Annotated in this window: 32 protein-coding genes; 15 read left to right on the forward strand and 17 right to left on the reverse strand. The window is 38.6% G+C overall.

Translation table 11 applies throughout. The features are described 5' to 3' along the window. Position 1: 1 nt before the first annotated feature. Both PUND_RS07935 and PUND_RS07940 read left to right on the forward strand, forming a co-directional pair. Positions 2–667, forward strand: coding sequence for a tRNA (adenine(22)-N(1))-methyltransferase TrmK (locus tag PUND_RS07935; protein WP_010388447.1), 666 nt, complete (start codon positions 2–4; stop codon positions 665–667). A gap of 95 nt (positions 668–762) precedes the next feature. Further along, positions 763–1,776, forward strand: a complete 1,014-nt coding sequence (locus tag PUND_RS07940; protein WP_010388448.1) for a hypothetical protein — start codon at positions 763–765, stop codon at positions 1,774–1,776. An 8-nt stretch (positions 1,777–1,784) separates the two neighbouring features. On the opposite strand, the gene PUND_RS07945 is transcribed toward PUND_RS07940, so the two are convergent. Continuing rightward, complete coding sequence (locus tag PUND_RS07945) at positions 1,785–2,027, reverse strand: hypothetical protein (RefSeq protein ID WP_010388451.1); 243 nt, start codon at positions 2,025–2,027, stop codon at positions 1,785–1,787. Positions 2,028–2,201: 174 nt separating this feature from the next. Between PUND_RS07945 and PUND_RS07950 the strand changes: the two genes are divergently transcribed. Next, positions 2,202–2,651 carry a methyltransferase family protein gene (locus PUND_RS07950; RefSeq protein WP_010388452.1) on the forward strand — a complete coding sequence of 150 codons (450 nt, stop codon included), beginning with the start codon at positions 2,202–2,204 and terminating at the stop codon, positions 2,649–2,651. 60 nt (positions 2,652–2,711) lie between these two features. Here the strand turns inward: PUND_RS07950 and queC are convergent, their stop codons facing one another. Then, positions 2,712–3,368: a 7-cyano-7-deazaguanine synthase QueC gene (queC, locus tag PUND_RS07955; RefSeq protein WP_010388453.1), complete on the reverse strand. Its 657-nt coding sequence runs from the start codon at positions 3,366–3,368 to the stop codon at positions 2,712–2,714. A gap of 145 nt (positions 3,369–3,513) precedes the next feature. On the opposite strand from queC, the gene queE reads away from it, so the two are divergent. Then, positions 3,514–4,179: a 7-carboxy-7-deazaguanine synthase QueE gene (gene queE / locus PUND_RS07960; protein WP_010388454.1), complete on the forward strand. Its 666-nt coding sequence runs from the start codon at positions 3,514–3,516 to the stop codon at positions 4,177–4,179. A 152-nt stretch (positions 4,180–4,331) separates the two neighbouring features. Here queE and PUND_RS07965 read toward each other — a convergent pair whose 3' ends face one another. The 3 genes from PUND_RS07965 to PUND_RS07975 all read right to left on the reverse strand — a co-directional run bounded on the left by PUND_RS07965 (position 4,332) and on the right by PUND_RS07975 (position 5,503). After that, positions 4,332–4,604 carry a hypothetical protein gene (locus PUND_RS07965; protein WP_010388455.1) on the reverse strand — a complete coding sequence of 91 codons (273 nt, stop codon included), beginning with the start codon at positions 4,602–4,604 and terminating at the stop codon, positions 4,332–4,334. Positions 4,605–4,619: 15 nt separating this feature from the next. Next, entirely contained in the window at positions 4,620–4,922 is a 303-nt protein-coding gene (locus PUND_RS07970; RefSeq protein ID WP_010388458.1) for a hypothetical protein, read from the reverse strand. A gap of 116 nt (positions 4,923–5,038) precedes the next feature. Continuing rightward, entirely contained in the window at positions 5,039–5,503 is a 465-nt protein-coding gene (locus tag PUND_RS07975; protein WP_010388460.1) for a hypothetical protein, read from the reverse strand. 422 nt (positions 5,504–5,925) lie between these two features. Between PUND_RS07975 and PUND_RS07980 the strand changes: the two genes are divergently transcribed. Continuing rightward, positions 5,926–7,320 carry a substrate-binding periplasmic protein gene (locus PUND_RS07980; RefSeq protein WP_240539502.1) on the forward strand — a complete coding sequence of 465 codons (1,395 nt, stop codon included), beginning with the start codon at positions 5,926–5,928 and terminating at the stop codon, positions 7,318–7,320. A 133-nt stretch (positions 7,321–7,453) separates the two neighbouring features. Here PUND_RS07980 and PUND_RS07985 read toward each other — a convergent pair whose 3' ends face one another. From PUND_RS07985 to PUND_RS07995, 3 genes are all read right to left on the reverse strand, one after another. Continuing rightward, the gene (locus tag PUND_RS07985; protein ID WP_010388464.1) at positions 7,454–7,900 is read right to left on the reverse strand and encodes a hypothetical protein; all 447 of its coding nucleotides are present in this window, start codon (positions 7,898–7,900) and stop codon (positions 7,454–7,456) included. A 115-nt stretch (positions 7,901–8,015) separates the two neighbouring features. Next, entirely contained in the window at positions 8,016–8,474 is a 459-nt protein-coding gene (locus tag PUND_RS07990) for a DMT family transporter (protein WP_010388465.1), read from the reverse strand. 7 nt (positions 8,475–8,481) lie between these two features. Then, positions 8,482–8,916 carry a DMT family transporter gene (locus tag PUND_RS07995; protein WP_010388466.1) on the reverse strand — a complete coding sequence of 145 codons (435 nt, stop codon included), beginning with the start codon at positions 8,914–8,916 and terminating at the stop codon, positions 8,482–8,484. A 96-nt stretch (positions 8,917–9,012) separates the two neighbouring features. Between PUND_RS07995 and PUND_RS08000 the strand changes: the two genes are divergently transcribed. The 3 genes from PUND_RS08000 (at position 9,013) to PUND_RS08010 (ending at position 12,359) form a co-directional block, all read left to right on the forward strand. After that, positions 9,013–9,945 carry a LysR family transcriptional regulator gene (locus PUND_RS08000; RefSeq protein ID WP_010388467.1) on the forward strand — a complete coding sequence of 311 codons (933 nt, stop codon included), beginning with the start codon at positions 9,013–9,015 and terminating at the stop codon, positions 9,943–9,945. 417 nt (positions 9,946–10,362) lie between these two features. Continuing rightward, positions 10,363–10,743 carry a BlaI/MecI/CopY family transcriptional regulator gene (locus PUND_RS08005; RefSeq protein ID WP_010388469.1) on the forward strand — a complete coding sequence of 127 codons (381 nt, stop codon included), beginning with the start codon at positions 10,363–10,365 and terminating at the stop codon, positions 10,741–10,743. Positions 10,744–10,754: 11 nt separating this feature from the next. Continuing rightward, a complete protein-coding gene (locus tag PUND_RS08010) occupies positions 10,755–12,359 on the forward strand; it encodes a M56 family metallopeptidase (RefSeq protein ID WP_021033093.1) in 1,605 nt (534 codons plus the stop codon). A 108-nt stretch (positions 12,360–12,467) separates the two neighbouring features. Here PUND_RS08010 and bcp read toward each other — a convergent pair whose 3' ends face one another. Both bcp and PUND_RS08020 read right to left on the reverse strand, forming a co-directional pair. After that, positions 12,468–12,947, reverse strand: coding sequence for a thioredoxin-dependent thiol peroxidase (gene bcp / locus PUND_RS08015; RefSeq protein WP_010388471.1), 480 nt, complete (start codon positions 12,945–12,947; stop codon positions 12,468–12,470). A gap of 10 nt (positions 12,948–12,957) precedes the next feature. Next, positions 12,958–13,491 (reverse strand): glycine cleavage system transcriptional repressor, encoded by a 534-nt coding sequence (locus tag PUND_RS08020; RefSeq protein WP_008112981.1) that lies wholly within the window; start codon positions 13,489–13,491, stop codon positions 12,958–12,960. A gap of 354 nt (positions 13,492–13,845) precedes the next feature. Between PUND_RS08020 and bamC the strand changes: the two genes are divergently transcribed. Further along, positions 13,846–14,904: an outer membrane protein assembly factor BamC gene (gene bamC, locus PUND_RS08025; protein WP_008112982.1), complete on the forward strand. Its 1,059-nt coding sequence runs from the start codon at positions 13,846–13,848 to the stop codon at positions 14,902–14,904. Between the two features lie 65 nt (positions 14,905–14,969). Next, positions 14,970–16,358 carry a YjiH family protein gene (locus PUND_RS08030; RefSeq protein ID WP_010388476.1) on the forward strand — a complete coding sequence of 463 codons (1,389 nt, stop codon included), beginning with the start codon at positions 14,970–14,972 and terminating at the stop codon, positions 16,356–16,358. A 32-nt stretch (positions 16,359–16,390) separates the two neighbouring features. Here PUND_RS08030 and PUND_RS08035 read toward each other — a convergent pair whose 3' ends face one another. Both PUND_RS08035 and PUND_RS08040 read right to left on the reverse strand, forming a co-directional pair. Next, positions 16,391–16,540, reverse strand: coding sequence for a DUF2897 family protein (locus tag PUND_RS08035; protein WP_010388479.1), 150 nt, complete (start codon positions 16,538–16,540; stop codon positions 16,391–16,393). An 85-nt stretch (positions 16,541–16,625) separates the two neighbouring features. After that, positions 16,626–17,162 (reverse strand): acyloxyacyl hydrolase, encoded by a 537-nt coding sequence (locus tag PUND_RS08040; RefSeq protein ID WP_010388480.1) that lies wholly within the window; start codon positions 17,160–17,162, stop codon positions 16,626–16,628. 246 nt (positions 17,163–17,408) lie between these two features. Between PUND_RS08040 and PUND_RS08045 the strand changes: the two genes are divergently transcribed. Continuing rightward, on the forward strand, positions 17,409–18,002 hold the full coding sequence (locus PUND_RS08045; protein ID WP_036932808.1) for an MlaC/ttg2D family ABC transporter substrate-binding protein: 594 nt from the start codon (positions 17,409–17,411) through the stop codon (positions 18,000–18,002). Positions 18,003–18,212: 210 nt separating this feature from the next. After that, positions 18,213–19,550, forward strand: a complete 1,338-nt coding sequence (locus PUND_RS08050) for an ankyrin repeat domain-containing protein (protein WP_021033092.1) — start codon at positions 18,213–18,215, stop codon at positions 19,548–19,550. A 63-nt stretch (positions 19,551–19,613) separates the two neighbouring features. Here the strand turns inward: PUND_RS08050 and PUND_RS08055 are convergent, their stop codons facing one another. The 5 genes from PUND_RS08055 to PUND_RS08075 are packed head-to-tail and all read right to left on the reverse strand — an operon-like array spanning position 19,614 to position 23,134. After that, complete coding sequence (locus PUND_RS08055; RefSeq protein WP_008112994.1) at positions 19,614–20,066, reverse strand: DUF2069 domain-containing protein; 453 nt, start codon at positions 20,064–20,066, stop codon at positions 19,614–19,616. Beyond that, positions 20,063–20,617, reverse strand: a complete 555-nt coding sequence (gene wrbA, locus PUND_RS08060) for an NAD(P)H:quinone oxidoreductase (RefSeq protein WP_008112996.1) — start codon at positions 20,615–20,617, stop codon at positions 20,063–20,065. The genes PUND_RS08055 and wrbA overlap by 4 nt, the downstream gene beginning before the upstream one ends. Continuing rightward, the gene (arsC, locus tag PUND_RS08065; RefSeq protein WP_036932810.1) at positions 20,617–20,964 is read right to left on the reverse strand and encodes an arsenate reductase (glutaredoxin); all 348 of its coding nucleotides are present in this window, start codon (positions 20,962–20,964) and stop codon (positions 20,617–20,619) included. The genes wrbA and arsC overlap by 1 nt, the downstream gene beginning before the upstream one ends. 55 nt (positions 20,965–21,019) lie before the next feature. After that, entirely contained in the window at positions 21,020–22,477 is a 1,458-nt protein-coding gene (gene bepA / locus PUND_RS08070; RefSeq protein ID WP_010388482.1) for a beta-barrel assembly-enhancing protease, read from the reverse strand. Between the two features lie 12 nt (positions 22,478–22,489). Continuing rightward, positions 22,490–23,134, reverse strand: a complete 645-nt coding sequence (locus tag PUND_RS08075; protein WP_008113002.1) for a hypothetical protein — start codon at positions 23,132–23,134, stop codon at positions 22,490–22,492. A 143-nt stretch (positions 23,135–23,277) separates the two neighbouring features. Between PUND_RS08075 and PUND_RS08080 the strand changes: the two genes are divergently transcribed. From PUND_RS08080 to PUND_RS08090, 3 genes are all read left to right on the forward strand, one after another. Next, a complete protein-coding gene (locus PUND_RS08080) occupies positions 23,278–23,496 on the forward strand; it encodes a hypothetical protein (protein WP_008113003.1) in 219 nt (72 codons plus the stop codon). Then, entirely contained in the window at positions 23,489–24,565 is a 1,077-nt protein-coding gene (locus tag PUND_RS08085; protein ID WP_008113005.1) for an AI-2E family transporter, read from the forward strand. The genes PUND_RS08080 and PUND_RS08085 overlap by 8 nt, the downstream gene beginning before the upstream one ends. 107 nt (positions 24,566–24,672) lie before the next feature. After that, positions 24,673–26,928, forward strand: coding sequence for an aminotransferase class V-fold PLP-dependent enzyme (locus PUND_RS08090; protein WP_010388483.1), 2,256 nt, complete (start codon positions 24,673–24,675; stop codon positions 26,926–26,928). The last annotated feature ends 4 nt before the right edge of the window (positions 26,929–26,932 follow it).

Genomic DNA, 26,932 nt, shown 5'->3' on the forward strand with positions numbered 1-26,932 from the left:
AATGAAACTGAGTAAACGTTTAAACGCCATCAATTCGTTAATTACACAGTCTTACGATATTGTTTGGGATTGTTGTTGCGATCATGGCTTTTTAGGTATGGCATTACTTGAGCGCGGCATAGCCAAACAAATAAACTTTGTTGATATTATTCCAGAGTTAATGGAAGCGCTTGAGCAGTCGCTACAACAATTTGAGCAAGGAAAGTCTTTGCCTTCATGGCAAGTGCGCTGCGAAGATGTTGCGCAAATTAAACTGCCAACAGGTGCTAAGCAAGTAATCGTTATTGCGGGAGTGGGGGGCGATTTATGCTTAAAGCTCATTGAGCAAATTATTGCTAATAATCCGCACAGCCTTAAACAACTAAGTTTTATTATTTGCCCTATTATGCACCTCTATAAAGTACGTGCGGGTTTAAAAGCGTGTAATTTTCAGCTCGATAGCGAGCAAATTATTGTTGAAAACAAGCGTTTTTACGAAGTGCTACAAGTCAGTTTTAATGCCACTGGCACTATTACTAAAACGGGGGCTCATATGTGGGATAAACATAACCCTCAACATCATCAATATCAGCAACAATTGCTTGACCATTATACTCGAATGCTCAATAAAGATAGAGTTTACTATCAAAAAGTTATAACAGAGTATCAACGCGTATTTGAACGCTAAATACTGCCAAAAAGTGTGATCGCTTTTTATGATTAACTACGTAAAGTGCTTCATAGTTAATATCTTGCCGCTAGGCAGATTTATTTGGTTTATATATGTCAGATAACAACACAAAAATTGAGTCATTATTAGATGATGGGCAAAAATGGCAACACAGTTACGAGCAACCTATTTCGTATGCGCCCCTAGTACAACTGGCTAATAAAAGTTGGATTGTTCCACAGCATTTTTTGCGTTACAAGCATACGCTGGCCAGTGTTAATGAAGTGCTTAACGACATTAGTTTTTCCAACCACTTTAGCGTGTTAGCAGCTGAAAAAAATAGTGATGTTTATTTGCAAGTAGCAGTACTGAGTCCCGACAATTATCGCGCTGATAATAAAGCAAAAAAACTATTGTTTGGTCGCCGTTGGCCAGTAGAGCAGAACCTGCCTACCTCGGAGCTTATTCAAACAGCATTTTTAGCGTTAAAAGTGGCGCGTGAGCATGAGGTAAGAGAGCTTTTTCAGCTGCAACACCAAGGCGCAACCAGTACGCCATTTAATAATCATCATGACTTACCCGTTATGGCACAAAATCCCGAGCTTGTTAAAAGTACATCGTTTAAAAATATTTCATTGAACGAGCTGATAGATCGCCTTGTGTTTGCGGATAACCAAATAGAGCTAATTAACTGCCAAGCTATAATCACCGGTGAGCAGGTGTATACGGTTAAACTTCATTGCGATAGTTGCCAGCTGAGTGAGTTTAATAACAAAACTTTGTCATTTTTAGCACCGGATACAACAACAAATAGCTTTTTACATAGTTTTATTGCCGCATTGGTTGCTATAAGTAATGATTATGTGAGCGAGCATTTTAAATACCAAGGTTTTGCACGTTTTAGTAAGCATGTACAGGCGGAGCAAATAGGCGAGTTAAGTGTTTCTATGCGTTCGCCAAGTTCAGTTAGTTTGTGCTCAATGGGTAAACAAGAGGCGAATCAGTTAAATTTTGAGATAGACAGTGGCCGAGCGCCACAAGGGTGTGGTCAAGCAATTGGTGGTTTTTTAGCTGCCCATGGCATTGAGCAGCCTGAAAACGCACATTTATACCCAAATTACTTGTAACGTATACATTAAAGTTTGTTTATTTCTTGTTTTACGTTGTAGCTTGAGTCGGTAACAATGGCTTCAAGTGTTTGTACTCGTTGTTTAAGTTCACTCACTTGAGCGGTTACCTCAGCTAGTTGTTTGTGTGCGTCTTGATTGTTGTCCTGTACTTTATGTTTAAATTCAAGGTGCTTTTTATACATATCGTAAATAACTCCCGAACCTACAGAAATAAGTACAATGAGAACTATCATTGTTGTGCCAGACATAATTACTTCCTTTAACTTTTCTTTAAGCTTAAATTATAACCATAATTAAGCGCTCATAAAGCTAATTAATTGTAACTTTATTTGTATTTATAAATATTCGATAAGTCATTGTTATTATTTGTGACGCCACCATATAGTAATTATGAAGTTTTTTAATCGATACAAGGAGTAGGTATGTTAAATAATAAAATTCCACCGGTTGTGGTTGTGGTGTTTTTTGCTGCTGTAATGGCACTGATTGCACATTATACCGTGATTGATTTTAGCGCATTTATTACTTATCTCTCGCTAGCACTTGTCGCTACTGGGTGTATATTTTGTATTGCTGGGGTCGTGAGTTTCCGGTTTGCTAAAACAACAGTACTACCTAACAAACCAGAACAAGCGTCTAGTTTAGTTACCTCAGGTGTTTATAAATTCTCTCGTAATCCGATGTATTTAGGTTTTGCGTTTATATTAGCAGGCTGGGGCGTGTGGCTGGGTTCAATGTGGGCTTTTTTAGGTGTAGCAGGGTTTATTGCTTACATTACCTTATTTCAAATAATCCCAGAGGAACGGGCGCTCCACAAATTATTTGGTGAGCAATTTGACGATTATAAATCACGAGTAAAACGCTGGCTTTAACGTTTTATCGCAACAAAAAAGGCTACCCTTGGTAGCCTTTTAGTGTATTAACGTTAAACTTTACTCATATTCAAGCGGGTCTGTCACGTTGTTAAGCTCAAAGGCCTCTAAACGTTCTTGGCAGGCACCACATTTACCACACGCTTTGTCACGACCATTATAACAGGTCCATGTTTGGCTGTAGTCTAAGCCCATTCTAATACCGTCGGTTAAAATATCGATTTTAGTATTGTTTAAATACGGGCTAAAAATTTCTACTGCATCGTAATTTGCAATACGACATACATCATCCATCTTTTTAACAAACTCAGGACGACAGTCAGGGTAAATTGCATGATCGCCTGAATGCGCGCCGTAATATACTTTGCTCGCTTTAAGCGACACTGCATAACCTACCGCTAAAGAAAGTAAAATCATATTGCGGTTAGGCACAATGGTGCTTTTCATGCTTTCTTCTTCGTAATGGCCTTCTGGCACATCAATATCGTCTGTTAACGACGAACCACCAATAAGCTGATTAATTGCTGATATATCAACAATTTTGTGCGGGACATTTAGCTTTTCACATACGTTGGCGGCAACTTTAAGTTCTTTAACATGACGCTGACCATAATCAAACGAGAGGGCATAAACATCATGGCCTTGCTGCAAGGCTTTATTTAATACAGTAAATGAGTCCATACCGCCGGAATAAATAACAACTACTTTTTGCGTCATACGTGGTTTGCTCTTTAGTTTTGATAGAGGTTTATATCAGGGCGCGATATACTACACGGCCAAGGCATAAATGACAATTTTTGCACCGTGCTTTGCGATTTTTAATAGTAACAATTTTGCCGTCAGGTTGTAAGTGAGATTTCTTTTGTACAAAATTAATGAAGTGTTTGAAACCATTCAAGGTGAAGCGAGCTTTACCGGTACGCCGTCTATATTTTTACGCCTGCAAGGTTGTCCTGTGGGATGTTCGTGGTGTGACACTAAACAAACCTGGGATGTTGATAATGTATATAAAGTATCACTAGATGACACGGTAGAAAAAAAAGCCGACTCAGATCATTGGGCTGAGGCCAGTGCCGCGCAGGTCCTGGAGTTATTTAAATCCCGTGGCTATACCGCCAAGCATGTTGTGATCACCGGTGGTGAACCTTGCATGTACGATTTAAATCCAGTATGTAATTTATTGCATGATCATGGCTTTAGCACGCAAATAGAAACCAGTGGCACCTTTGAAATTCTCGCCCCTGCCCAAACGTGGGTTACGGTATCGCCAAAAATTAATATGCGTGGTGGTTACAAAGTATTGAGCAGTGCTATGCAACGCGCCGATGAAATTAAACATCCGGTTGCTATGCAAAAGCACGTAGAAGAACTGGAAGAGTTATTTGTCGCCACGGGTGTTAACCCAAAACTGGTATATTTGCAGCCAATCAGCCAAAAAACGTCGGCAACTAAATTAGCCATTGATATTTGTATCGCCAAAAACTGGCGCTTATCAATTCAAGTACATAAGTATTTGGGTATTAGTTAAAGAGAAAGCGCAGCTGCAAGTGTTTAGCTAAATACTCATCAAGAAGAGATACAAGGTTGGGTGAGTAAATCCCAACCTCCCTTAACAAACAAGGCGCAGTTCGCTTACTGCTCCCAGGTAAACAAATTTCAGCTCATAAAGCCAAGCAGGCTTTAAATATAATTTTCATCAATAAACTGGCACCACTGCGGTGTATCTAATTCTGGTACGCCTGGCTTATTTCTAATACCGAGTTTAAACATGATTACAGAGCGCCATTCTAAAGAGCCAATGTCTGGCCCATGTCCATAACCGTCACCGGTACTTATTTGCTGTTCAACATGATTAAACCATGGTTCAGAGCACGGCGAATATTTTTCACCCTTTTGCGCAACACTACTGCATCCAGCAATAATGAGTAATAAAGGGGCCATTAATAGTTTCATATTTTACCTATATGTTTATTTTGCTAATCGCTGCTGTGTTAAGTTTAAACGTTTATGTGAGCTGTATACTTGCAACCTTTCATCGCCCGTAATTAAAAATGCATCCATTTCTACAGATATTAACGCGGATATGGGGAAAACCTCTAAAACACCAAGGTCAGCAAGTTTTGCTGAAAGAAGTGCCGTTTTGCCATTAGCAATAAAGGTAGAGTCTTGATCACGGTAATCGCCATCAACATATAGTTTTGCACCACCAAACCATGAGTTAACAATTTTAATTTTATGACCCTTGACCGTGAATTCGAACTCTTTTCTCATTTTAAAACTCCATTTTTTGAAAAGTGTATAACATGTTAACGCCGTAAATAAACGGCAGAAAATAGTTGGCAATAACTTGTTGGGAACGAACAAAATAATCTGTTTTTATCCCACTTCTAATTTGTTTTGTTCAATTGCGATTTGCACAATACATTTTCGTTAAGTTTATTACCAAACAAAAATTTCAACCTTTCTGTACCACCCGTTTTTTCATAAAACTCTTGTAATGTAATTTCTTTTTTCTCGTAGCTCATTAGCTGCCAAAAGCCGTAAAAGCCTTTGAACCAAAAGTAATAAAACACCGCTCCAACAGCCAATAGGAAATATGCTGATTTGCCAACTTTTCGTTTGTACTTTATGGCGCAATAAAAAAACCAGACACAGCTTAAAACTGCCACTATTAAAAATGCCGTAAAAGGTGTAATTGCAGTATCAATATTATCCCAAAGGAAGCTTAGACAAATTGAACTCCAATCTAATCCCATAGAGAAAATTAAAGTAATCTTAAAAAAGAAATATAATAAAACGGTAGTAAACACCGCATATAAGATCCCACTTTCCTTGTACTCTTCTTTATTCAATACTTGTCCTTATTGAGCGATTTAATAATCTTATAGTGCGCGAGTCGTGCAGGTTTATATCCATACCACGCTCACTTTTCTTCTGTAAAGTTTTAACAAATTACCTAAGATATTACTATCATTAAGTTTTCTATGACTTTTAAGCAAAGCTAATACTAAAAAACGTTGTTATTGAGCAGCGCTTTTGTTTTTATTTTGTTGAACCTTGAACCTTGAACCTTGAACCTTGAACCTTGAACCTTGAACCTTGAACCTTGAACCTTTTTAAAGTACCAAACTAACACCTAAGTTTGCAAAGTGCACTGGTGGTGCATATATTAAACTAAGTGATTGGGAGAATGCGCTTGGTTAAATACCTACTACTGTTGTTTGTTTTTTCTTATGTTTTTATAAACTCGGCTTTTGCTACTGTAAAAGTGGGCGTGACTCACTGGGTTGATTACACTAATCCGGATGAAACAGGCGTTTATATTGAATTATTAAAAGAAGTTTATGCGGATGAACAGCTCGAGTTTGATTTTAGTACTTACAAACGAATTACCAATTTATTTGAACAAAAACAATATGATATTGTTGTTGGTGTTGCTAAAGAGGATATTCCTTTAGCTTATTATCCTAATTGGTATTTAGACTACGATTACCCAATTAATGCGTATTTTGTAGATTCTGCTCATAAGTTTAATAAACTGTCTGATTTAAACAACAAAGTATTAAGCTGGCTCGATGGCTACAATTTCGATAAGTTTATTGAATACCCACACGATTATTACCCGGCTTCTACTATTGAAAACGCAGTGGCACTGCTACTCAATAAACGCATAGATGCTTTCGTTGATTTTGACTACAACATTCCCAAAGAGTACAAATCAAAGCTTAATTATGTAGAGGTTGTGCCCGCAAGGCCTATTTATTTAGCCTTTTCGAACGATGAAAAGGGCAGAGCCTTGGCGCGAAGATTTGACCAAACAATGCCAAAATTAAAATCATCGGGAAGGTTGCAGGCATTATATAAATCAGATTATGAAAATACGCGTTTTGCAGAGTTTGACGCAAATAAAACAAAAATCGTATTAAGTAGTAATGATGAGTCTTTGCTACGACTGAACTCAGTTACCGAAGGAAAATCACTCGACGCGCAGCTTTATAAGTTAATTTTGGCTGAAATGCGAGATTACAGAATTGAGTTTGTAAAAGCGCCAGATATCAATGCGGAGGTGCAATTTGGCATTAGTCATTGTTTTGCCAATAAAATTAACACGTCAGAACGAGCAAGCCGCTATTTAATATCAAAGCCGTTTTCTTTGTATCTCGCACCGCGACTTTATTCTCCAAATAACTTGGCTCAATTTAAACATATAAAAAATTTAGACGAGTTGGTGTCACAAAGTGGATTAAGGTTGGGGTTATCAAAATTCAGAATATTCTCCGAAGACATTATGTCTCTACTTGAAGAGGTAGATAAAACTAAAATAAAACCAGCTCCCACTAATATATTCTCTAGATTACAACAATTAGCGAAGTTGCAAGAGTTTGATGCGTCTATTGAATACCCCAGCGATGTAGCCACGTATTGGCACGATATAACAGACGCTGATATTTACTCCTTTGATTTGAAATTAAAAACATCGTTTACTGTTGGGCATTTAATGTGTGAGCGCAGTGAAGAAAATATAAAATTTATGCAGGACTTTAATAATACACTCTCAAAATTAATTCAAAGCGATGAGTATAAAGCGCTTATCTACCACTTTGCGGCAGACTTACCTGCTGAACAGTTTAATAAAATTTATCAGCAAGCACTGTTAGATGAAGAGTGAGAACGCAAACACAACGTGGTTGTTTAACCGCTAGGGTAGGCATATTTATCATTGAAATAATAAGCCGATGATAAAAATAAAGCCGCCTTTGTAAGGTAGATTAGTATAACGCTGAATACTTGGCTCTGAAAATTCAAACAATGGCACTAACAAGTGCACCCGCGTCAGTAATACCGGCGTCTTTCATGGCTTGGCTAATCATTTGCACTAGCGCGACTACTTGAGATTGTGTTGATGAAACAATATTTGCCTGTGCTTCAATTTGTGCTTGTATGACCTCGTCTTCCGGATCGAATTGAGCTTGTAATTGAGTGAGTTGTTCTTTTTGTTCTTCAAGCTGCTGTTTGAGCTCTTTAAGTTGCTCTATCATTTTTGCGATATATTCAGGCATTTCTGAATTTGTTGCTTTTTCAGCGTTTTGCTCAGCCTCTTTTCCTGAGAGTTTATTGCGTTCTTTGTCTGATAATTGATAATCAGTGTTGTCCTGATTTTTTGTTGTGTCTTTTGTTTGTTGTGCAATATTTGTTTTTTCGGCTGTAATTTTAACGTCAAAGGCTGAGTGTTTATTTAGCTGTATCACGGTTTATTATCCATAATAGTATGTTTATTAATGTTGTTATCGGCCGCGATGCCAAAGTTTAAAGTGCTAAAGCAATAAAAAACGTTGCCTTTGAGCAACGTTATTTAGGTTTATACTACGATTTTTTGTTTTCAACTTTACCGCTTGAATAAATAAAAAATAATGCAATGGCTAAACACACTAACGCCGCTAGTCGACTGGGTGACAATGCAATAGCCTCATTACCAAGCCAGCCAAAATTATCAATTAATACACTCATGGTTAGTTGACCAAAAATAACCGCGACGGTTGCCACCGCTGTACCTATTTTTTGCACCGCAAGCACCATAATAACAATGTATGGTACGCCACACATGGCACCAAGTAGCTGCCATTTTGGTACATCCATTAAGGTTACAGCATGATTTGGTTCAAAATAAAATAAGAGCAGTGCGGTTACTAGTGCACCAACAGAAAAGGTTAAAAAAGCACTTTTAAAAACACCGACGTTACCGCCTAGTCGTCCGTTTAAGGCTGCTTGAATGCTTAATGTTGCGCCACCAATTACAGCTAGAAAAATCATAATAATAGTCATAGTGAGTTTATCCTTGTGCCATAAAAACCAGAGAGATAATAATAAACGCCAAAGCAATAATGCGTTTAACATCGATTTTGCGTTCAGTGGTGCCAAACAAACCGTAATGGTCAATAATTAAGCTTTTGAAAATTTGCCCTGCGAGTATGCCGATCATTGTCATGGCTATGCCGATGTTTGGCGTTGCAATTGTTAAAATAATCACGTAAACAGGGCCAAGCACGCCACCTAATAATAAAGAAGGGGGCTGGCTAAAAAATGAAGGACTATTACGAGGGCTAAAAAACAGCATTAGCAAAAATGTTAAGGCAGCACCAACCGCAAATATACTAAATGTGGCCCACAGTTCACCCACTTCACTACCCAAAGGCCCTAATAACCCCGCTTCTACGGACAAACCCATACCGCCCATAAAGGTCAGTAATATTAATAGAAATTGCATTTATATCCTCCAAATAGTAATTAATACCATTTTAACCCAGCTAATCAGCCAGAAAAACGCTACAATCCAGAAATGACTTTTGCAGGAATTGCACAAATGAATGACATAAATACAGTGAGCATTAAAACACTCGTTACGTTTATCGGTGTTTTTAATACCCATAGTTTTTCAGAGGTGGCTAGGCGGGAGGGGGTGTCTGCGTCAAATATTTCACGCACTATTCAACAATTAGAAGATGCACTAGGGCAGCAGCTTTTTTATCGAAATACCCGTGCTGTTGTGCCAACAGAAGCGGGTCGGTTGTTTTTAGATTATGCACAAACAATCACCGAGCAAATGAATGACGCGAGAAAAGAGCTGCAAGACAGAACGCTCGAACCAACCGGGTTAATTAGAATTAATGCGCCTGTATTTTTTGGCCAAAGGCACATTGCTCCTTGGTTGCCTGAGTTAAGTATTCGCTATCCAAACTTACAAATAGAGTTAACACTTACTGATGACTTTATTGACCCGCATCGAGATGCCACCGATGTTATATTTCGTATCGGTGCGTTAACCGACTCTTCGTTACATGCGCGCGTATTTGGTACTCAAGTGTATCATTTAGCAGCCTCACCAGCGTATTTGAAAAACAACCCTAAAATTACTAACCCATCTGCACTTAAAAATCATCAATGCTTAATTTACAAAGGTTCTTCAGGCGCGAATCGTTGGCTGTTTAAAGCTAAAAATGCATCATGGGCTCATTACTCTGTTGCACCATTACTTGCCTCAAATAACGCTGATACATTATTAACTTGTGCATTAAAAGGCATGGGTTTAGTGCTGTTTCCTGATTGGCTTATTGGTGAGCATTTAAAGGCGGGTACTTTAGTAAAGGTGTTACCTAATTATGATGCAGCAATTAAAACAGAGCCTCAGCAAATAGCGGCTATTTATCCACACACACGCTATGCCCCTTTAAATGTTAGGGCGCTTATTGATTACTTTGCTGATGTTTTCGGTGAACCGCTTTATTGGCAACAATAGAAAAGAAAGTCAGTACTTAAGATAATTAGCCAGAACTGTAGTGAAAAAATATTAAGTAAATTTTTCACAAAGTAAGCAATAGATGCCTGGCTTTTAAATAAATACATACACTAGTCACCTTTATTTTTATTTACTAAAGGCAGGTATATTGATATTTAAAAGTACTAGATAGGTGTTTTTACAATATTTGAAAAATAAGGCGGTGGCTTTAAATTAACATATTGAAATGCCTATACACACATTAACTAAGCTTTTTATTTATTGAACTATAAAAAGCAATCCTATTACACAATACCGATATTATTTTTTATTGCTGCCTTCTTCTATAAATTATTTTAATTTTTATATTGACACACTGAACGCTTATTACTACATTTGTAATAGTTAATAACTACAGATGTAGTAATGGAGGTTAAAATGAAACTCAGTGAATTTGAATTAGATATTATGCAGTTGCTTTGGCAACACGAGCCATGCACGGCTAGCCAATTACATAAAGCGCTCCTAGCGGATACACAAAAAGACAAAAAAGTAGCTTATACAACGGTGAAAACAATCGTTGATAGGTTAGAACAAAAACAAGCGATAGCTCGCTGCGGGCAAGAGGGGAGAGCGATTGTATTTAAATCAGTGATCACTCAAAGCGCATTTTCAGCACAAGCAATGCCTAGCTTCATGCAGCGTTTTTTTAAAGGTAACTCTCGCAGCTTAATTGCCCACTTTATTAAAGAAGAAAAGCTGAATGACGAGGATATTGAGTACCTACAATCGTTATTGAAAAATAAAAAGCAAGATTAAAGGAGAAGGCTATGATGGATTATTTTGTAACTTGCACAATTATTAGTGTGTGTTGTTTGCTTACATCATTAGGGATGAAAAGTGCCCCTTCTAGATTAAATTTTTACGTAATAATGCTGGCTTTAATAGCCTGGTTTGTTCCTTGGCAATACTTTTCTCAATTGCCATTATTTGAAAGTACATCGCAATATACTGTTAATGTTGCTGAGTTTAGTTTTTTAAATACGTTAATAGCCCCTACCAGTGCGCAGGTCATAACATCAGAAAGTAGCATTATTGCACCAGTGAGTTGGTTACCATCATTAAACCATATTTTTAGTGTATTGCTGTTTAGTGGAATTGGCTTGTTTACATTGCGTGTTGCTATGTATGTAAAGTTAGTCAAAAACTTAAAAGCTAACTCAAGCTTATATAGCACTTCAAAACGAGAAAACTGTATATACCCAATAAGATTCACCTCAATTGGAGGGCCTGCTTTTGCAACAGGATTAGTCAATCCGGTTGTTTGGCTTACTCCTGAGATGGAAAATCGAAAAGAATTAAACTCTGTTATTGAGCACGAATTAACGCACTTACAACAAGGTGATATTTATTGGACATGGCTAATTTGCTTTATAGAAAGTGTTTTTTGGTGGAACCCAATATGCTCAAAACTAGCGCGTTTGGCAAAAGAGCAGTTAGAGCTTAGTTGTGACGAAAAATGTATGCGTAAACTCAAAGGTAAGTATCAGTTAGATTTAGCCAGTTTGTTACTCTCTGAGCATGAAAAAAAATCTAAATATAACTTTTTCACTCCCCCTCTTTTGAATATTGAACACTCAAAGAGTTTTAATATTCAAAGGATCAAAATGTTAAACAAGGAAAAAACAATGAAAAGTAAACATATGGTAATGGCTTTGGCTGCACTGTCTTTTAGCGCGTTGGCAGCAGCACAAATTGTTGATGAAAATCCAAAGAATGAACAACATAGTGCGCAAAAACAGCCCGCTGCTAGTAATCAGTATAACCAACAGTTAGCGCAACTTTTAGAGGTAGCTGGTGATGCAAAAAGTGATCAACCAACACAACTAATACAAACGGCAAAAAATATTCAAAAATGGTATGCAAATAGAGATGTGCTATCAGGTTTTGAAGAGGGAGAAATTAAATTAGAAAGTTATACTTTACTCGTTCATATTTTTTCTAAACTTGAACAATATGAAGATATTCTAAGTGCTTACGAAACATGGTACCCAGCAGGTAGTAATCCGCCATATTTTACAAAAAACTCACTTGCTCATGCCTACATACAACTTGGTCGTTATGAACTGGCTATTGCTGAGTTAGAGGGGTTGTCTAGAGAGCTTAACGGTAACTTACACGCAGGATCTGCTGGAAACTTAGCATTAGCTTATATTTATAGCGCAGATTACGATAAAGCATTAGACACACTGCAACAAGCTAGTTTAGAGGGAAGTGCTTATGGTGATGTTTTAAAATACTACATTTTTGATCAGCAAAATAATCAAACAAAAATGGCTGAGTTAAAAGGACGTTTACCAGCAGCCTTTGCGGTAACACCGGCTCTACTTCCTCGAGTAGGTATTCCACAATCACCGTTATTAGCTAAATTATAAATAAGCAAATACAAAAAAGCGTTGCCCTTGAGCAACGCTTTTTTTATCTTGTTTAGCCTTTAGCCTTTAGCCTTTAGCCTTTAGCCTTTAGCCTTTAGCCTTTAGCCTTTATTCAGCGGCTAGATAGTCCAACACCACTTGGTGATGATCTTTGGTTTTAAATTTATCAAACAAGTGTTTAATTTTACCGTCTTGGCCTACTAAGAAAGTAAGGCGGTGAATCCCGTCATATTCTTTGCCCATAAATTTTTTGTAGCCCCACACCCCAAATGCCTCAGCAATGGCATGATCTTCGTCAGAAAGTAAGTCAAAGTTAAGCTCTTTTTTAGTTTCAAAGTTTTTAAGGCGCTTAATTGGATCTGGGCTTATGCCAACCACGTGAGTGTTAAATTTAGCAAGCTCGGCTTGTTGATCACGCAGGTTTTCGGCTTGTACGGTACAGCCAGGCGTTGACGCTTTAGGGTAAAAGTATACCAGCACTTGTATTTCTTTTAATAACTCGCTGAGCACAACGGTTTCGTCATTTTGGTTTTGTAAGCTAAAAGCCGGTGCTGTGTCGCCACTTTGTAATGGGGTAATTTTGTTCATGCTAAACTCCTTAGCGAATACGTCGAAAGATGTAATCTACGTTTAAAACGTGCGAAAGGTTTTCAAAACTAATTTTAAATTGGTCAATGTCAACGTCAATGGGAATATTAAATTCAAGTTCACAGCGCATTTTAAGTTCAGTTTCTTCTTCGTAGGTATCTGACTTTAGTGAGCAAATATTAATATTATTATCTGCAAAAAAGCGTGTTACTTTACTCAAGGTGCCAGGGGTGTCTATGCCAGTGTATTCTAGGGTGTAGCCTGCACAAAACTCGCTTTGGTTGTGGCTTGAAGTGCGTTTCATCATAGTAAGCAGGCCAAGCTCCATACCTTTGGTAGGGAGTGTATGCTCAATACGGCTAATGGCTGACATATCACCGCTAAGTAGCATAATAAAAGTAAGTTCGTTACCTAAAATAGCAATGCGACTATCTATTATATTACAGTGGCAATCACTGACGAGTTGCGTAAGCTCACTAACGATGCCCGATCTATCTTCGCCAATTGCGGTTAAAACAATTTGATGATTTGAAAATGCAGTCATGGGTTTTAAAGTACCTAAGTTACTTGGATGATAACAACCGACTTGGCAACAAAAAATAAACACGTAGCGTTGCACGGCGGCAAAGTTTAACACAAAATCCGCGTTAAACTACAGTGACGGTTAATTTTAGGCGGTTAATAGTGCAGTGTTTCTTGTTTTTACAAGCTTGTGAAAGTACCATAGCAAAAATGTGTCTATTTGTAGCCTAGTCTGTCGGTCATCTTGTTGGCTTAATGCAGTTAGATAAGCAAATTATAAATGTAAAGTTAATATTGATTTTACACTGAACCAAATCGGTATTACCCACTCATATATTTGTTAAAACAATTAAGGGTATGCTAAGGAGAATTATCTGTGCAGTATTGGATCCCAAAAGCACTAGCAGTAAGTGTATTGGTAAGTTTGTCAGGGTGTAGTGTATTTACGAGTGATGCCCATAATGAGCGTAATTACCGCGCTCATGAGCCGGTTAAAACACCTGCTTCGTTATCACAACCCGCTCAAGATCCTGTTTATAAGATGGATGTGGGTCAATATGATAATAATCCGGAGGCAACAAACTATCGCCCGCCGGCGCAAGTGTTAACCATTGCTAAAGGCAGTTGGGTTGAGGAAGCAGATAAACAAGCACGTATTTATTTTGATAAAAATGATGGCATTGACGATTTAGATGTATTCATTTGGGACTCGATTCAAGCAGTGCTTGCTGATAACAACATTAGCGCGACACAACAAAACAAAATGCAAGGAACACTGGAAACAGATTGGTACGCCATTGTTAAGCCAGAAGAAAGCTGGTTATGGGGCGATGATGAAAGTGTTGATTTAGAACGTTTTAAATTTACTATTGAAGAAAAAGAGCATCAACGCACAGCATCATTAACGGCTGAGCTTATTGATTTCAAAGGTGATAAACCTCTGACTGATTTATTAAAACAACAGCTAGAAGTGCGCGCCCTTAATCAAGTGGTGAGTGAATTTGATTATCGCTATCGTCAACTTGAAGTTGATATGCGTAAGCGCCAAGGAATAATTTCATTAGAACTTGGGTTTGACAACAAAGGCAATGCAGCACTTGTTACTGAGCAGGCTTACGATACGGTATTCGATCGCTTTTCTGGATTCTTAGAGCGCTTATCTTTTACTATTGTTGAAATAAACCAAGAGACAGGTTTAATTACAGCAGATTATGCGAAAGTAGAAAGCAGTGTGTGGGATTCAATTTGGGGCGATGAACCAACAGAGCTTCCAATTGATGAAGGTCAATACCAAATTTTGGTTAGCAAAACCAAGCAAGGTGGCACCAGTCTAACGTGGATGGATGACAAAGGCGAAACGCTTGAACCAGGTACCATGAATGGTTTGCAACAAGCATTAGAAGCGGCGTTAATTAAGCGCGGTATTAAAATTTAATAATTATAATTATTTACCACAAAAAGAGCACTTAGCTCTTTTTGTGGTTTTTACAGGTTGAAAATATGTCTCAGTTAGATTCATCACGCCCAGCACCCGTTCAAAAAAGTTATGATTTGAAAGTTTGGTTGGTTTTTTTAATTCCTTCTTTAATCGGTGTGTTTTTGTTTATGACGCCAGTACCGTCTGGTGAAATAATGACAATTCCTATCGCGGTAATGGCCAAGGCAATTCAAGCCTCATTCAGTGATATAGCGCTAGGACTAATAGCCACAATTATTTGTATTACTGGCGTTATGTCGCTGGTTTTCAGTGTCTTTAAACCGAAAAGCTTAACCAAATTTCGCTTATTAAATCATTTGTTTAATGTGAGTTGGATTTGGTTAGTAACACGGTTGTTTGGTATGGCGTTTGTGCTTTTAACTTATTTTCAAGTTGGGCCGCATGCTATTACCTCAGAAAATACTGGCTTGCTAGTATTAAAAGATTTATTACCGGTGTTGTTTTCGGTGTTTATTTTAGCAGGCTTATTACTGCCGTTATTACTTAATTTTGGTTTACTTGAGCTGGTGGGTACCTTGCTTACTAAAGTAATGCGTCCATTGTTTGGGGTGCCAGGGCGCAGTGCAGTTAATTGTGTTGCTTCATGGTTAGGTGATGGTAGCGTGGGTATTTTAATGACTGCGCGTCAGTATGAAGATAAATATTATACTCAACGTGAAGCTGCTATTATTGGTACCACTTTCTCTGCTGTATCAATTACCTTTTGTTTGGTTGTTATTGGCCAAGTAAAGCTTGAATACTTATTTGCACCTTTTTACCTAACCGTGTGTTTAGCGGGTGTAGTGGCCGCAATTATTGTTCCGCGTTTACCACCACTGCGTTTTAAAAAGGACGTGCTTATTGATGGTGAACAACCTGATGGCAACGCCGAGCTAGTTCCTGAAGGCAAAACATTATTTAAGCATTCACTTGATGTTGCATTAACTAAAGCAGAAAAAGCACCAGGCTTAAAAGGCACAATTGAAGAGGGCTTACACAACGCATTTGATATGGTGTTTGCAGTATTACCTGTGGTAATGGCTGTGGGTACATTTGCTTTAATTATTGCTGAGTACACTCCGATATTTCAATATTTAGGTATGCCGTTTATTCCATTTTTAGAATTACTACAAATACCTGAAGCTGAAATGGCGGCGCAAACGATTATGGTGGGATTTGCAGATATGTTTATTCCGTCTATTTTAGCCGCAGGCTCAATTGAAAGCGATGTAACACGTTTTATTATTGCGGCAATGAGTGTAACGCAACTTATTTATATGTCTGAAGTGGGCGCACTTTTATTAGGTAGTAAAATACCGGTTAATATTTTTGAGTTATTTGTTATTTTTATTCTCAGAACTTTAGTAACCTTGCCAGTTATTGCCTTAATGGCGCACTGGTTAGTTGGCTAAGTAATGATTTAAACGAAAAAAGCCCTGATTATTCAGGGCTTTTTTGTTTCTCTTTTTTGCGTAGATGAACTTGATACTGAGTGTTTAAACTCGCTTTTTGCACTTAAGCGCAGCAGTGCTAAATTGCCGATAACAATAGCCAGTACAATCGAGATAACGAGTACGATTTGCCAAATTTGCATTACGATGCTCTTATATTTTATTAAGCGGTTATTATGACCACATTAAATAAAAGCTGCAATGCTCTCTAGGGCTGTAAATAAGCAATTAGAAACGTTGTGCCACCGACAAGGTTAAAAAGTTAATCCCTGGGTTCGGCGATTTAAATCCGGCGTTTGAATAGTGAATAATTCGCAGCGCTACATTGGTTTCACCAAAATCCGCCACTAGACCTATTCTGTCTTCAAACTGGTAGTGAGTACTTAGGTTTTTATCGGCAAAATAGCGTTCATCAAGTAAGGAAAAGCCAATACCAGCCTCTACATAAAATGGCGTATTGTATAGGCTAAATGCTGGGAACTGCACTACTGGCGAAACAGCTAACACCAGGTTTGATTGTGACTGTTGATCATGGCGGTAATGCCACAGGTTAATGCTGCTTTCAAGGTAAAAGCGGGCATCACCCACAAAGTTTTGCGCACCCTCTGGATGATACTGATACGCAAGCTTTACTCCAGTTACATTGCCTTCGCCTTTTAATAAGTCTACAGCGTAGCCATGGTTTGGTGATGCATAGGCTGCATGAGTTGTCAGTAAAAATAAACAAAAAACAATAATAGAAATCATATTATATGAGGTTTTCATAATGGCCAACTACGGGGGAAATTAAATTAGTAATTAAATGATAAGGGCGGTGAATTACTGTTTTCAATGAGGACAAAAATCCGCTTGTAGATGGCTTGTTAACTGAACACTTTAACTGATTGAATTTATTTAACTAATTATATTGGTGCTAATTGGGCATTAATAAGGTGCTTATTTATGCCTTTTTTGTTGCCTGTTATTTGCGTAAATTACGCTAAACTTAATTATTTAAACTATCCATTTATTATGAAACTTATAAAGCTTTTAGTGGTTGTTGCTGTTTTTTTCAGTAGTGCTTTGTATGCACAAACTCAGCCGTCACCTAAACAATTATTGCAAACTGTAGCCGAATCATTATTTAACGATATTGGGCAGGTAAATGCGCAAGGTAATGCCAGCAAAGAAGCGATGTCTTTAATTGTTGAGCAGCGTTTGATGCCACATATTGATATTAAGTTTGTGTCGTTTAAATTATTAGGTAAACATATTAAAGGTATCAACCGCGAGCAGGGCGTTGCGTTTATTGGTGCGGTGGAGCATTACTTAACGGGTACTTATGCGAGTGCACTAATGAAGTATACAGGGCAAGATGTAATATTTGAGCAAGACGCCGCTGCAAGCGACTCTAAATTTGCCACTGTTAAAACGCAAATTATTGAAACTAATAAACCCACCATAGATCTGCACTTTAAACTGCGTTTGGGGAATGATCAGCAATGGAAAGTATACGATATTGTTGCTGAGGGAATTTCGTTACTCAGTGCTAAGCAAAAAGAGATCATTCAACGAATTTCTGATGTGGGATTAGACCAAGTCACAGCTGAACTGCAGCAAAGTTAGTTCCTTTGCAATTAAAAGCTCCAACCGTAAAAGCAGCTGATGGCGCATGTCGTTAGCTGCTTTTGTATTTTGGTCTATATTGCATGAGTTTACGCTAGCTTGACTACCAAGCTGTGTTAGAATATCGACTTCTTTGATTAAGCGTGGTGTCAGCTAAAAACTGTTATAACTGACCACTCACCCGAGCTACACTGGAGTTGTGTTGTTTTAATGGAAAATGTACTAATTTGGCCAAAGGAATACCCGTTATTGGTCAAAGGGCTGGTTGAACAAAACGGTGCCTTCATTTTAGATGCTTTAGAAGCTTGGCCTGCCTGTCGCTCTACTGAAGAAGATGATGGTGTTTGTACTACGGTTTTGCCCCCAATTTATTATTTAACCTGGTTAACCCCCCTAGAGCCGTTTGAAGAATGTTATTTTCAGCATATCTGTGAATGTGATGAAGATGCACAAGTCTATATTGCTGCACTTAAAGAGCATTATTTTGCCAATGATTACAGTATAGAAAATATTGTTTTAATGTTGTGTCAGCGACTTGAAAAATACGCAAGTGTATCGGCACAAAATAATATTGAAACGCCGCTTTCATTAATCAGTCTGTTTTTTAGTAAACGTTTTTTTACTTTGATAGAACATGCGCTTGAACAGGGTGCTAAGCTGTCAGCTGCAGATACCTTATCTATTTGGCAAGAGGTCGACTTTAGAGAGCGTTTAAGTGCGCATATTCCTCAGTCGATTGCAGACATTGAATATTTAGCAGAGCTTACTAGCGAAAAGGTAGCTGCAGGCAAAGATTACTTTACTTTATTAACTCAGGTTTCGCCTGATGTTGATTCTATTGTGTTGTTAGAAAATGCCTTACTCGCCCATTTAAACAAGAAAAAAGCTAAGCAAACCATGGCTATGCGCTTTATTGAACAAGGTGCGACGGGTACCTTGACCGATGAAGATAACAAAACAGCATTTATGTGGGCTGCAGAAAAAGGCTATGTAAATGTAGTAGAAATGCTCCTGCAATACCAAGATAAAAAAGCCGTAGACATTAAAGGTAATACAGCGCTGCATTACGCGGTGATGAGTAAAAATGAATCGTTAATGATTTTACTGCTTAAAGCAGGGTATGATTTTAGAGCGCGTAATAACGACGGATTAAGTTGTTACCGTTTAGCTGTAAGCATCAAAGCCAGTAACTTAGTTAAATGCCTTGAACGTGATTTTGGTATTAAAGAATTATCGCCAGAAGGGCAGTTAGATCGAATTAAAAAAGTGCATGTATTACATGCGGTTGTGGCTTTATTGTTACCGCTACAGTTGTTTTTCTTTTTTGATGAAAATATCACTATAAAAAGTGAGCTCACTCTTTTTATGACCATGACGGCGGTGGTGTGTTTTTTCTTTGCTACAAATTTAAAGCGCTGTTCGTTGTATCCGCACGTAAAGCACCCTTGGGGGTTGTTTTTATTAAGAATGATGTCGGTTTTTAGCCTTGTATCCCAGCTAGGTTTAGCGTGTATAGTGGGACTAGCAGCTTTAAGTGAGTTAGTTTAACCACTTACTTAATTATAAAAAAACGCGCTAATAAAGCGCGTTTTTTATGTTCTGAGCTGATAGCTATGAGTTGTTTTTATCGTGTTCATGCGCTGCTTTTTCTTCAGCAAGCTCATCTTTAAGCTTACGAATTTTAAGTCCAAGCTCTTGTCCTCTATGGCGTGCATAGTAAGTACAGCCAATAAACATAGATGAGGCAAATAGTAACTCTAGCAATACCCATACTAACTCATCTTGAGCAACCCATAGCAATGTAAAACCATGGATAAAATAAAACATAACAATGAAGTTAGCCCATGCATAGGTGTAGGTTTTATCTTGTAGTATGCCTTTTAAAGGTAATAATAGCGGTAGCACATAGACTAAAAATAGAAAGGCGTTACTGTGACCCTCTCTCGGTGCTAACACAAACATCCATAGTGGCATTAAAATAAGCAGGCCAAAATAACCAAATAGGGCTAGGCGCTGAAATTTTACGGTCACTGGCTTTTTAGCAGACTCGCTATTTTGGGTCATTTAAGTTTACTCGCTACTTGAGTCAAGCGTTTGCCTACGCTTTGACATATTTTAATTTCATCTTTACTTAGGGTAGAGCTGTTACTGCTGCCTGCTACGTGGGAAGCGCCGTAAGGTGTGCCTCCTGTCTCGGTGCCAAGTAACTCTGGTACATCGTAAGGTACCCCCATTAACATCATCCCGTGATGCAATAACGGCAGTGATAAGTTTAGTAGGGTTGCTTCATTGCCCCCATGCATACTACTCGATGATGAGAACACACAAGCAGGTTTATCGATAAGTTGACCTTTAAGCCAAAGATCGCTGGTGGTTTCCCAGAATGTCTTTGCTTGTGCGGCCATCATGCCAAAGCGGGTTGGCGTACCAAACGCAAGCCCATCACATGCAACTAAATCGTCTTTACTGATCACAATGTCATGCGGGTTTTTAGCTACAAACGTACGCAGCAAGGCGGTTGCGCCTTGTTGTTCTATTGATTCTGCTATTTCATGCGCCATGGCTTCTACCGAGCCATGGCTTGAGTGGTACAGCACCACGATGGTTGTGCTCATTATAGAACGCTTAATACGTTTTCAGGCGGGCGACCTAGTGCTGCTTTATTGTTATTTACTACAATTGGGCGCTCAATTAGTTTTGGGTTTTCGACCATAGCGTCAATAAGCACCGACTCGCTATTTTCATCTTTTAAATTCAGTGCTTTATATTGTTCTTCTTTGGTGCGCATTAAATCTCGGGCCGAATTAAACCCCAGTTGAGAAACTAAGGTACTAATTTGCTCATGAGAAAGCGGTGTTTTTAAGTATTCAACAACACTCGGTTCGATGTTTTTACTTTGTAATAGGTTAAGGGTTTCGCGCGATTTTGAACATCGCGGATTGTGATAAATAGTAACTGACATAAAAAGTACATCCAAAGTATAAATTGCGGCTATTTTAGGTGAACTCACTAAAGACTTAAAGCCTTGCTAGCTCTTTTTGCAATAACCGATATTGTGTGAGTAACGCTTTTAAACGTTGTTGTTTTACATTTTCATTTGGCTCAACAAAATTAAGTGCTTTTTGTATTTCGTCAGCTGCTTTTAAATATGCGCCATATTGCGATAACACATCGGCGTTAGCTTCGTGATATGCGGCTAATTTTTCTTGTTTTTTATAGGCGTCGGTCAAAAGCTGCTTACCCAAACTATGATCTGGCTTCTCCAATAAAAACGATTTTAATACATTTTCGGCTAACTCATATTGCTCAGCTTCCAACGCGGCATTTGCATAATTTAAAGTGATCACTTGGTTGTTTGGCCGATAGTTATTTAATTCACTTAAATAACTAACTGCTTTAGCTGCTTTTTTTTGTGCAATGAGTAAATCTGTTTTTGTATCAATATAAAATAAGTTTTTAGGATCGCTAGCTAATAGCTCGTCCAAGATAGGCTGCGCTTCCTCCGTTTTCTTTTGATCGATTAAGCTGATAGCTAATCCATATTGTAACGCTACGTTGTTATAAGTATTTTCGCGCATTAACTTTCTAAATAGGGCCTCTGCAATTTCTGGCTTGTTATCGTAACGTGCCAGTACACGGCTTTTAGCTAAATTAAAATCCAGGCTAGAGCCTACTTGGCGTTTTGGATATTGCTCGGCGCGCAAACGTACATCCGACACGCGGCTTTCTGGCAGCGGGTGAGTCAGTAGAAATGCCGGGGGTTTATATTTATAGCGAATTTGCGCTGCAAGCTTAGTTAAAAATTCACTGGAAGCTCGGGCGTCAAACCCCGCATTGTTAAGGGTTTGCATACCAATTCTATCGGCTTCTTGTTCCGCAGAGCGGCTATGGGTGAGTTGGCTAAATGCCGACTGGGTTTGGCTGGCTGAAATAATCGCCATACCTGCATCTGGGGCTACAACGGCTGCTAAAATACCGGCTATCATACCGGCAATGGTTAGACCGCTATTGTCTTGTTGTTGCTGAATACGCCTTGCTAAGTGGCGTTGTGTTACGTGCGCAATTTCGTGACCAAGCACTGAAGCAAATTGACTTTCGTTATCGGCTTGAGCAATTAAGCCTGTATGCACACCTACATGACCGCCATAAAATGCAAAAGCATTAATTTCAGGGTTATTTAACCAAAAAAAAGAAAAGCCAAAGCGTACATCATTGGCGTTCGCAACCAACTTTCGGCCTAAGGTTGTTAGGTATTCATCAAGCACCGGATCGTTAATTAATGGCGAAGAACCTCTGATCTGCATCATCATCACTTCACCAATTGCCTTTTCTTTCTCCAATGGTAAAGCCTGCAGCGCAGACGTGCCTAAGTCGGGCAGTTGAAGGTTGGTTTGTGCCTTTAACGGCTCACTCATTAGCAGGCTAAATGTAAGCACTGCACTGCATAAAGTGATAAAGGCTGATTTTAGCTGCATTATATTCCTTGTTTATTTTTTATCAGAGGCACTAGTTGGATCATCGGTGTATAAACGGCTGTCCTTTTCACATAGTTGGTAAAACGACTTTATTGTGACCCCATCAACCTTAACAATGTTCAATTGAGTTTGTAAAAAAGCAATAATTTTATGAACTACTTTATGTGAATGTAAAATAAGTGCCTTGTCTGCTTCATCGCCTTGGTCTAAGTAAAAACCAATAAATTTGTGTAATTGATTAATGCGAATAACGGTTTTCATGGTCAATGGATCCCATAATATAAATTCCATTGACTCATCATGTCGAGCGTATCTATCGATGGTAGTATCATGGGAAAAAGGGAACGCTTGTAGTTCAAAACCGCGCTCGGTAAATACTTGATGCAACGAAATTCGTGGCTTGTTATTACTTTCTTTCTCAAAAAGCTCGTTTGGGTCGATACCCAGCGCCTCTAGATTCCAATTGCGTTTATCGATGATACGCTTAATGGCATTATCAAAGCCGTGATCTAAAATACTTTCACATTCACTTACCGACGAAGCTACTAAATGATAAAAATGCGGCAGCTCCCCCCAATTAATTTGTTTTTTAAACCAATTAATTTCTTTGAGAGTTGGATTGCTAGGCAATTGCGCTTTATTATGCGAATTAGGCATTAACGTATCCTTTTAGCTAACTATGCTATAAGGATAAACCATTGCAGAGGTTGTTTTAAGAAAAAGTTAAATTTAACTGCGGTTAATCTTAGTTAGCCCAGGTATAGGACTTATTATTAATGTGAACAGGTAGTGAAACGAGTATGCTAGAGCTAGATTTGCGCGCTTATAAATGCCCTCAGCAATTTATTCAGTTTAAATTAGGGCTGCGTGAGGCAATATCGTTAAAACAAGCAATTACCTTTAATATCTCAAGCGAGCAAAATACAGATGATATTGAACGATATTTGCAAAAAAAAATGTATTATTACAAGTTAAATAAACAACAAGCGTTGTTATTAGTGGAGCCGTTGCGTGTTTGAATATGTAAAAGCATGGTATGAAAAAAAGTTTTCTGATCCTAATTCAGTAACTTTACTTTTTTTATTATTGGCACTGGTTGCCATGTTGTACTTTTTTGGCCCATTAATTGTGCCTGTGTTAGTGGCGCTGATCATTGCTTATTTGTTAGATTGGCCTGTAGTTCACTTGGAGCGATTTGGCTTAAAGCGTTTTACTGCCACTAGCATAGTCATGCTGATATTTATTGGTATTATGCTCACCTTAATATTAGTTATTGGCCCGGTGCTTTGGCAGCAAAGTAGTAACTTAGTGCAAGAAACACCGCATATGGTTGAGCAAGGTAAATCGTTTTTACTCGACCTTCCAGCTAAATATCCCAGCCTAATTAGCGCAGAGCAAGTACAGTCTATTGTGGTAACGGTAGAGACCAAAGTGCTTGAATTTGGCCAAGTGGTGCTGTCGGCATCGCTCAATTCATTAAAAGATGCTGTTGCGTGGTTAATTTATCTTATTTTAGTACCGCTACTGGTGTTTTTTATGCTGAAAGACAAAGTAGAGCTCAGTGCCAGCATTGCTAAACTGATCCCGCGCCAACGACGCTTAATTTTGCAAGTGTGGCATGAAATGAATCAGCAAATAATGAATTATATTCGGGGTAAAGTATTCGAAATTTTAATTATTGGCTCGGTGTCTTTTATTGCCTTTACGGTATTGGATTTACGTTATGCGGCGCTGTTAGGTGTGTTAGTTGGCTTTTCGGTGCTCATTCCATTTGTTGGTGCTGCGCTGGTGACTATACCTGTGGCGGCGGTGGCGCTGTTTCAGTTTGGTTTAGAAACCCAGTTTTGGACCATTTTAATTATTTACGGCATTATTCAAGCGCTTGATGGCAATGTGTTAGTCCCTTTATTGTTCTCTGAAGCGGTTGATTTAAATCCGGTGTTTATTATTGTTGCCGTACTATTTTTTGGTGGGCTGTGGGGCTTTTGGGGGGTGTTTTTTGCTATTCCATTAGCATCATTAGTAAAAGCGCTTATTAAGGCGTGGTCATCCACACATGAAGAACTCGCAGAAGAGCTCGGTAACTAAAAAGTATAGTAAACGCACTTTAATTACTAAAGATTATTATTCATTCCTTTTAAAACTATGTACTATTAGGAATAAGATATATTTTTTAGTAATAAGGTGCGTTTTTAATGTCAGAGTTTTTATTGCCAGATGAACCCAACAACCAAGTTTATCTTGATGCAAATGCGACCACACCTGTATTGCCATGTATTGCAGAGGTGGTGTGCCATGCGTTGCAAATTTGTTTTGGTAATCCCTCAAGTCCCCATATAACCGGTATTCAAGCCAAACACTTATTAGAACAAACGAGGCAAAAAGCGCGCAGCGTGATTGGTGCGCAGCAGGGCGATATATTATTTACCTCAGGTGCGACCGAAGGTATTCAAACTGCTATCGTATCAACCTTAATTAATGCCAAACAGCACGCAAAATCTAAACCGGTTTTACTGTACGGAGCAACTGAACATAAAGCGGTGCCTAATACATTAAAACATTGGAATGCCGTGCTTGAAATTAATGCTGAAATTATTGCTATTCCGGTTAACCGAGACGGTATTTTAGATTTAGACTTTATTGCTCAGCATATTGATAACGCCCTGATGATTTGTACTATGGCTGTTAATAATGAAACCGGTGTATACCAAGATTTAAGTGCTATAGAGAAGGTGATCCGCAGTCGTAATAACGATGTGACTTGGATGGTTGACTGTGTGCAGGCACTGGGTAAACAACAACTCAACCTAAGCAAAACCACTATTGATTATGCGCCATTTTCAGGACATAAGCTCTATGCACCTAAAGGCATCGGCTTATTGTATATTCGTAAAGGAAGCCCATACACGCCGTTTATAGCTGGTGGAGGCCAAGAAAGTGGCATGCGTTCAGGTACAGAAAACCTGCCCGGTATTGCTGGGCTTAATAAGCTGTTTAGTTTGCTGCTTGATAAGCAAGACGATACTTTTAAATCAGCTGATGTACTTAATTTGTATCGCGATAAACTGCATAGCGCTTTAGTTGACACCTTTGGAAGTATTACCTTTAATCATGATTTTGCCTGCTCAGTGCCCACAACACTAAACTTTGCAGTTAATGATTTAACCAGTAAAGAAGTTATTGATTTATTTGACGCTGCAGGTATTAGAGTCAGCGGTGGCTCAGCCTGTAGCACGGGCGCAACCCAAAGTTTTGTGCTTGATGCGATGGGAGTGTCACAGTGGCAAAGTGAAAACGCGATTCGTTTATCGTTTGGACCTGCCGCCACTATGGCGCAAATAGATTATGCATGTGAACAAATTCGCGCACTTAAAACAGTGTTACAAGCAAATTGTTTGGTTATTTCTGATAGTAGCTTAGTAGCACAAGAAGTATGTGCCTTGGGGCTTACCCAATTTAGACACCAAGGTGCTTGCAGTTGGTTGTATGTAGCTGATGATCAACGGGCAATTATTATTGACCCGATCATTGAGTTGATCCCTCGATTTGAAAAAATAGTGAATACACAAAATTTAACTATTACTGCTATTTTAAACACGCATGAGCACCAAGATCGTCACTGTGCTCTTGATTTAATGCGTAGCGCACTTAAAACAAATTTAGTTGCTGGTGAAGTTGATCAATTAGGCTGGCCTGTTAATTGTGAACAATTGCAACTAACCGAACAAGTACTTGAAAAGCTAGCGACGCCTGGACACAGCCAAGATAGCGTGAGTTATTTATTAAAGGCTAATAACGGCGATGTACAGTACTGTTTTTGTGGTGATTTAATTTTACCTGCGGGGCTTGGTAATACAGTACTTGATGGGGGAGATGCGATGCAGATGGCAGACTCTTTGACTAAGTTAGCAACAGAGCTTAATCCGCAAAGTGTGGTGTGCTCTGGGCATGATTATCAACAGTGTTTTGCCATGAATTGGGCTGTGCAACAGCAGCAAACACCTTTATTAAAAGCGCTTATTGAAGGTGATATCAGCCATACTGAATTTGCCATGCAAAAACAACAAGCAGACTCACAACAACACACATTAGCAAATTCGCTTTGTGGTTATGTTAATGCAAAGCCTAAAGTCGAAACTTCGCAGCTTAGTTTTAATCAAGCGAAGGAAATGCTCTCACATAGCAGTGTATATTTAATTGATACCCGAGAGCCTTATGAGCATGGCGCTAACAATATCAGTGGATTGCTTAATGTGCCTGAGGCTAAAACTTTAAATATTCCTCTAAGCCGAATGGCCTATGCACTAACCCAAGGGCAACTAGATAAAAACAATCAATACATATTGGTGTGTCGCAGTGGAAATCGTTCAAAAATTGCGGCGGCAAACTTAATTGAACTTGGTTATAACCGCGTTTTTAACTTATCGGGTGGTTTAGCATGGACCAGCTAATAGT

The sequence above is a fragment of the Pseudoalteromonas undina genome, from assembly GCF_000238275.3.
Classification (GTDB): domain Bacteria; phylum Pseudomonadota; class Gammaproteobacteria; order Enterobacterales; family Alteromonadaceae; genus Pseudoalteromonas; species Pseudoalteromonas undina.

Excerpts from the sequence above, each read along its gene's own strand:
- PUND_RS07935 (WP_010388447.1), top strand. The coding sequence starts at position 2 with ATGAAACTGAGTAAACGTTTAAACGCCATCAATTCGTTAATTACACAG.
- PUND_RS07940 (WP_010388448.1), top strand. The coding sequence starts at position 763 with ATGTCAGATAACAACACAAAAATTGAGTCATTATTAGATGATGGGCAA.
- PUND_RS07945 (WP_010388451.1), bottom strand. The coding sequence starts at position 2,027 with ATGTCTGGCACAACAATGATAGTTCTCATTGTACTTATTTCTGTAGGT.
- PUND_RS07950 (WP_010388452.1), top strand. The coding sequence starts at position 2,202 with ATGTTAAATAATAAAATTCCACCGGTTGTGGTTGTGGTGTTTTTTGCT.
- queC (WP_010388453.1), bottom strand. The coding sequence starts at position 3,368 with ATGACGCAAAAAGTAGTTGTTATTTATTCCGGCGGTATGGACTCATTT.
- PUND_RS07965 (WP_010388455.1), bottom strand. The coding sequence starts at position 4,604 with ATGAAACTATTAATGGCCCCTTTATTACTCATTATTGCTGGATGCAGT.
- PUND_RS07970 (WP_010388458.1), bottom strand. The coding sequence starts at position 4,922 with ATGAGAAAAGAGTTCGAATTCACGGTCAAGGGTCATAAAATTAAAATT.
- PUND_RS07990 (WP_010388465.1), bottom strand. The coding sequence starts at position 8,474 with ATGACTATTATTATGATTTTTCTAGCTGTAATTGGTGGCGCAACATTA.
- PUND_RS07995 (WP_010388466.1), bottom strand. The coding sequence starts at position 8,916 with ATGCAATTTCTATTAATATTACTGACCTTTATGGGCGGTATGGGTTTG.
- PUND_RS08000 (WP_010388467.1), top strand. The coding sequence starts at position 9,013 with ATGAATGACATAAATACAGTGAGCATTAAAACACTCGTTACGTTTATC.
- PUND_RS08005 (WP_010388469.1), top strand. The coding sequence starts at position 10,363 with ATGAAACTCAGTGAATTTGAATTAGATATTATGCAGTTGCTTTGGCAA.
- PUND_RS08010 (WP_021033093.1), top strand. The coding sequence starts at position 10,755 with ATGATGGATTATTTTGTAACTTGCACAATTATTAGTGTGTGTTGTTTG.
- bcp (WP_010388471.1), bottom strand. The coding sequence starts at position 12,947 with ATGAACAAAATTACCCCATTACAAAGTGGCGACACAGCACCGGCTTTT.
- PUND_RS08020 (WP_008112981.1), bottom strand. The coding sequence starts at position 13,491 with ATGACTGCATTTTCAAATCATCAAATTGTTTTAACCGCAATTGGCGAA.
- PUND_RS08030 (WP_010388476.1), top strand. The coding sequence starts at position 14,970 with ATGTCTCAGTTAGATTCATCACGCCCAGCACCCGTTCAAAAAAGTTAT.
- PUND_RS08035 (WP_010388479.1), bottom strand. The coding sequence starts at position 16,540 with ATGCAAATTTGGCAAATCGTACTCGTTATCTCGATTGTACTGGCTATT.
- PUND_RS08040 (WP_010388480.1), bottom strand. The coding sequence starts at position 17,162 with ATGAAAACCTCATATAATATGATTTCTATTATTGTTTTTTGTTTATTT.
- PUND_RS08045 (WP_036932808.1), top strand. The coding sequence starts at position 17,409 with ATGAAACTTATAAAGCTTTTAGTGGTTGTTGCTGTTTTTTTCAGTAGT.
- PUND_RS08050 (WP_021033092.1), top strand. The coding sequence starts at position 18,213 with ATGGAAAATGTACTAATTTGGCCAAAGGAATACCCGTTATTGGTCAAA.
- PUND_RS08055 (WP_008112994.1), bottom strand. The coding sequence starts at position 20,066 with ATGACCCAAAATAGCGAGTCTGCTAAAAAGCCAGTGACCGTAAAATTT.
- wrbA (WP_008112996.1), bottom strand. The coding sequence starts at position 20,617 with ATGAGCACAACCATCGTGGTGCTGTACCACTCAAGCCATGGCTCGGTA.
- arsC (WP_036932810.1), bottom strand. The coding sequence starts at position 20,964 with ATGTCAGTTACTATTTATCACAATCCGCGATGTTCAAAATCGCGCGAA.
- bepA (WP_010388482.1), bottom strand. The coding sequence starts at position 22,477 with ATGCAGCTAAAATCAGCCTTTATCACTTTATGCAGTGCAGTGCTTACA.
- PUND_RS08075 (WP_008113002.1), bottom strand. The coding sequence starts at position 23,134 with ATGCCTAATTCGCATAATAAAGCGCAATTGCCTAGCAATCCAACTCTC.
- PUND_RS08080 (WP_008113003.1), top strand. The coding sequence starts at position 23,278 with ATGCTAGAGCTAGATTTGCGCGCTTATAAATGCCCTCAGCAATTTATT.
- PUND_RS08090 (WP_010388483.1), top strand. The coding sequence starts at position 24,673 with ATGTCAGAGTTTTTATTGCCAGATGAACCCAACAACCAAGTTTATCTT.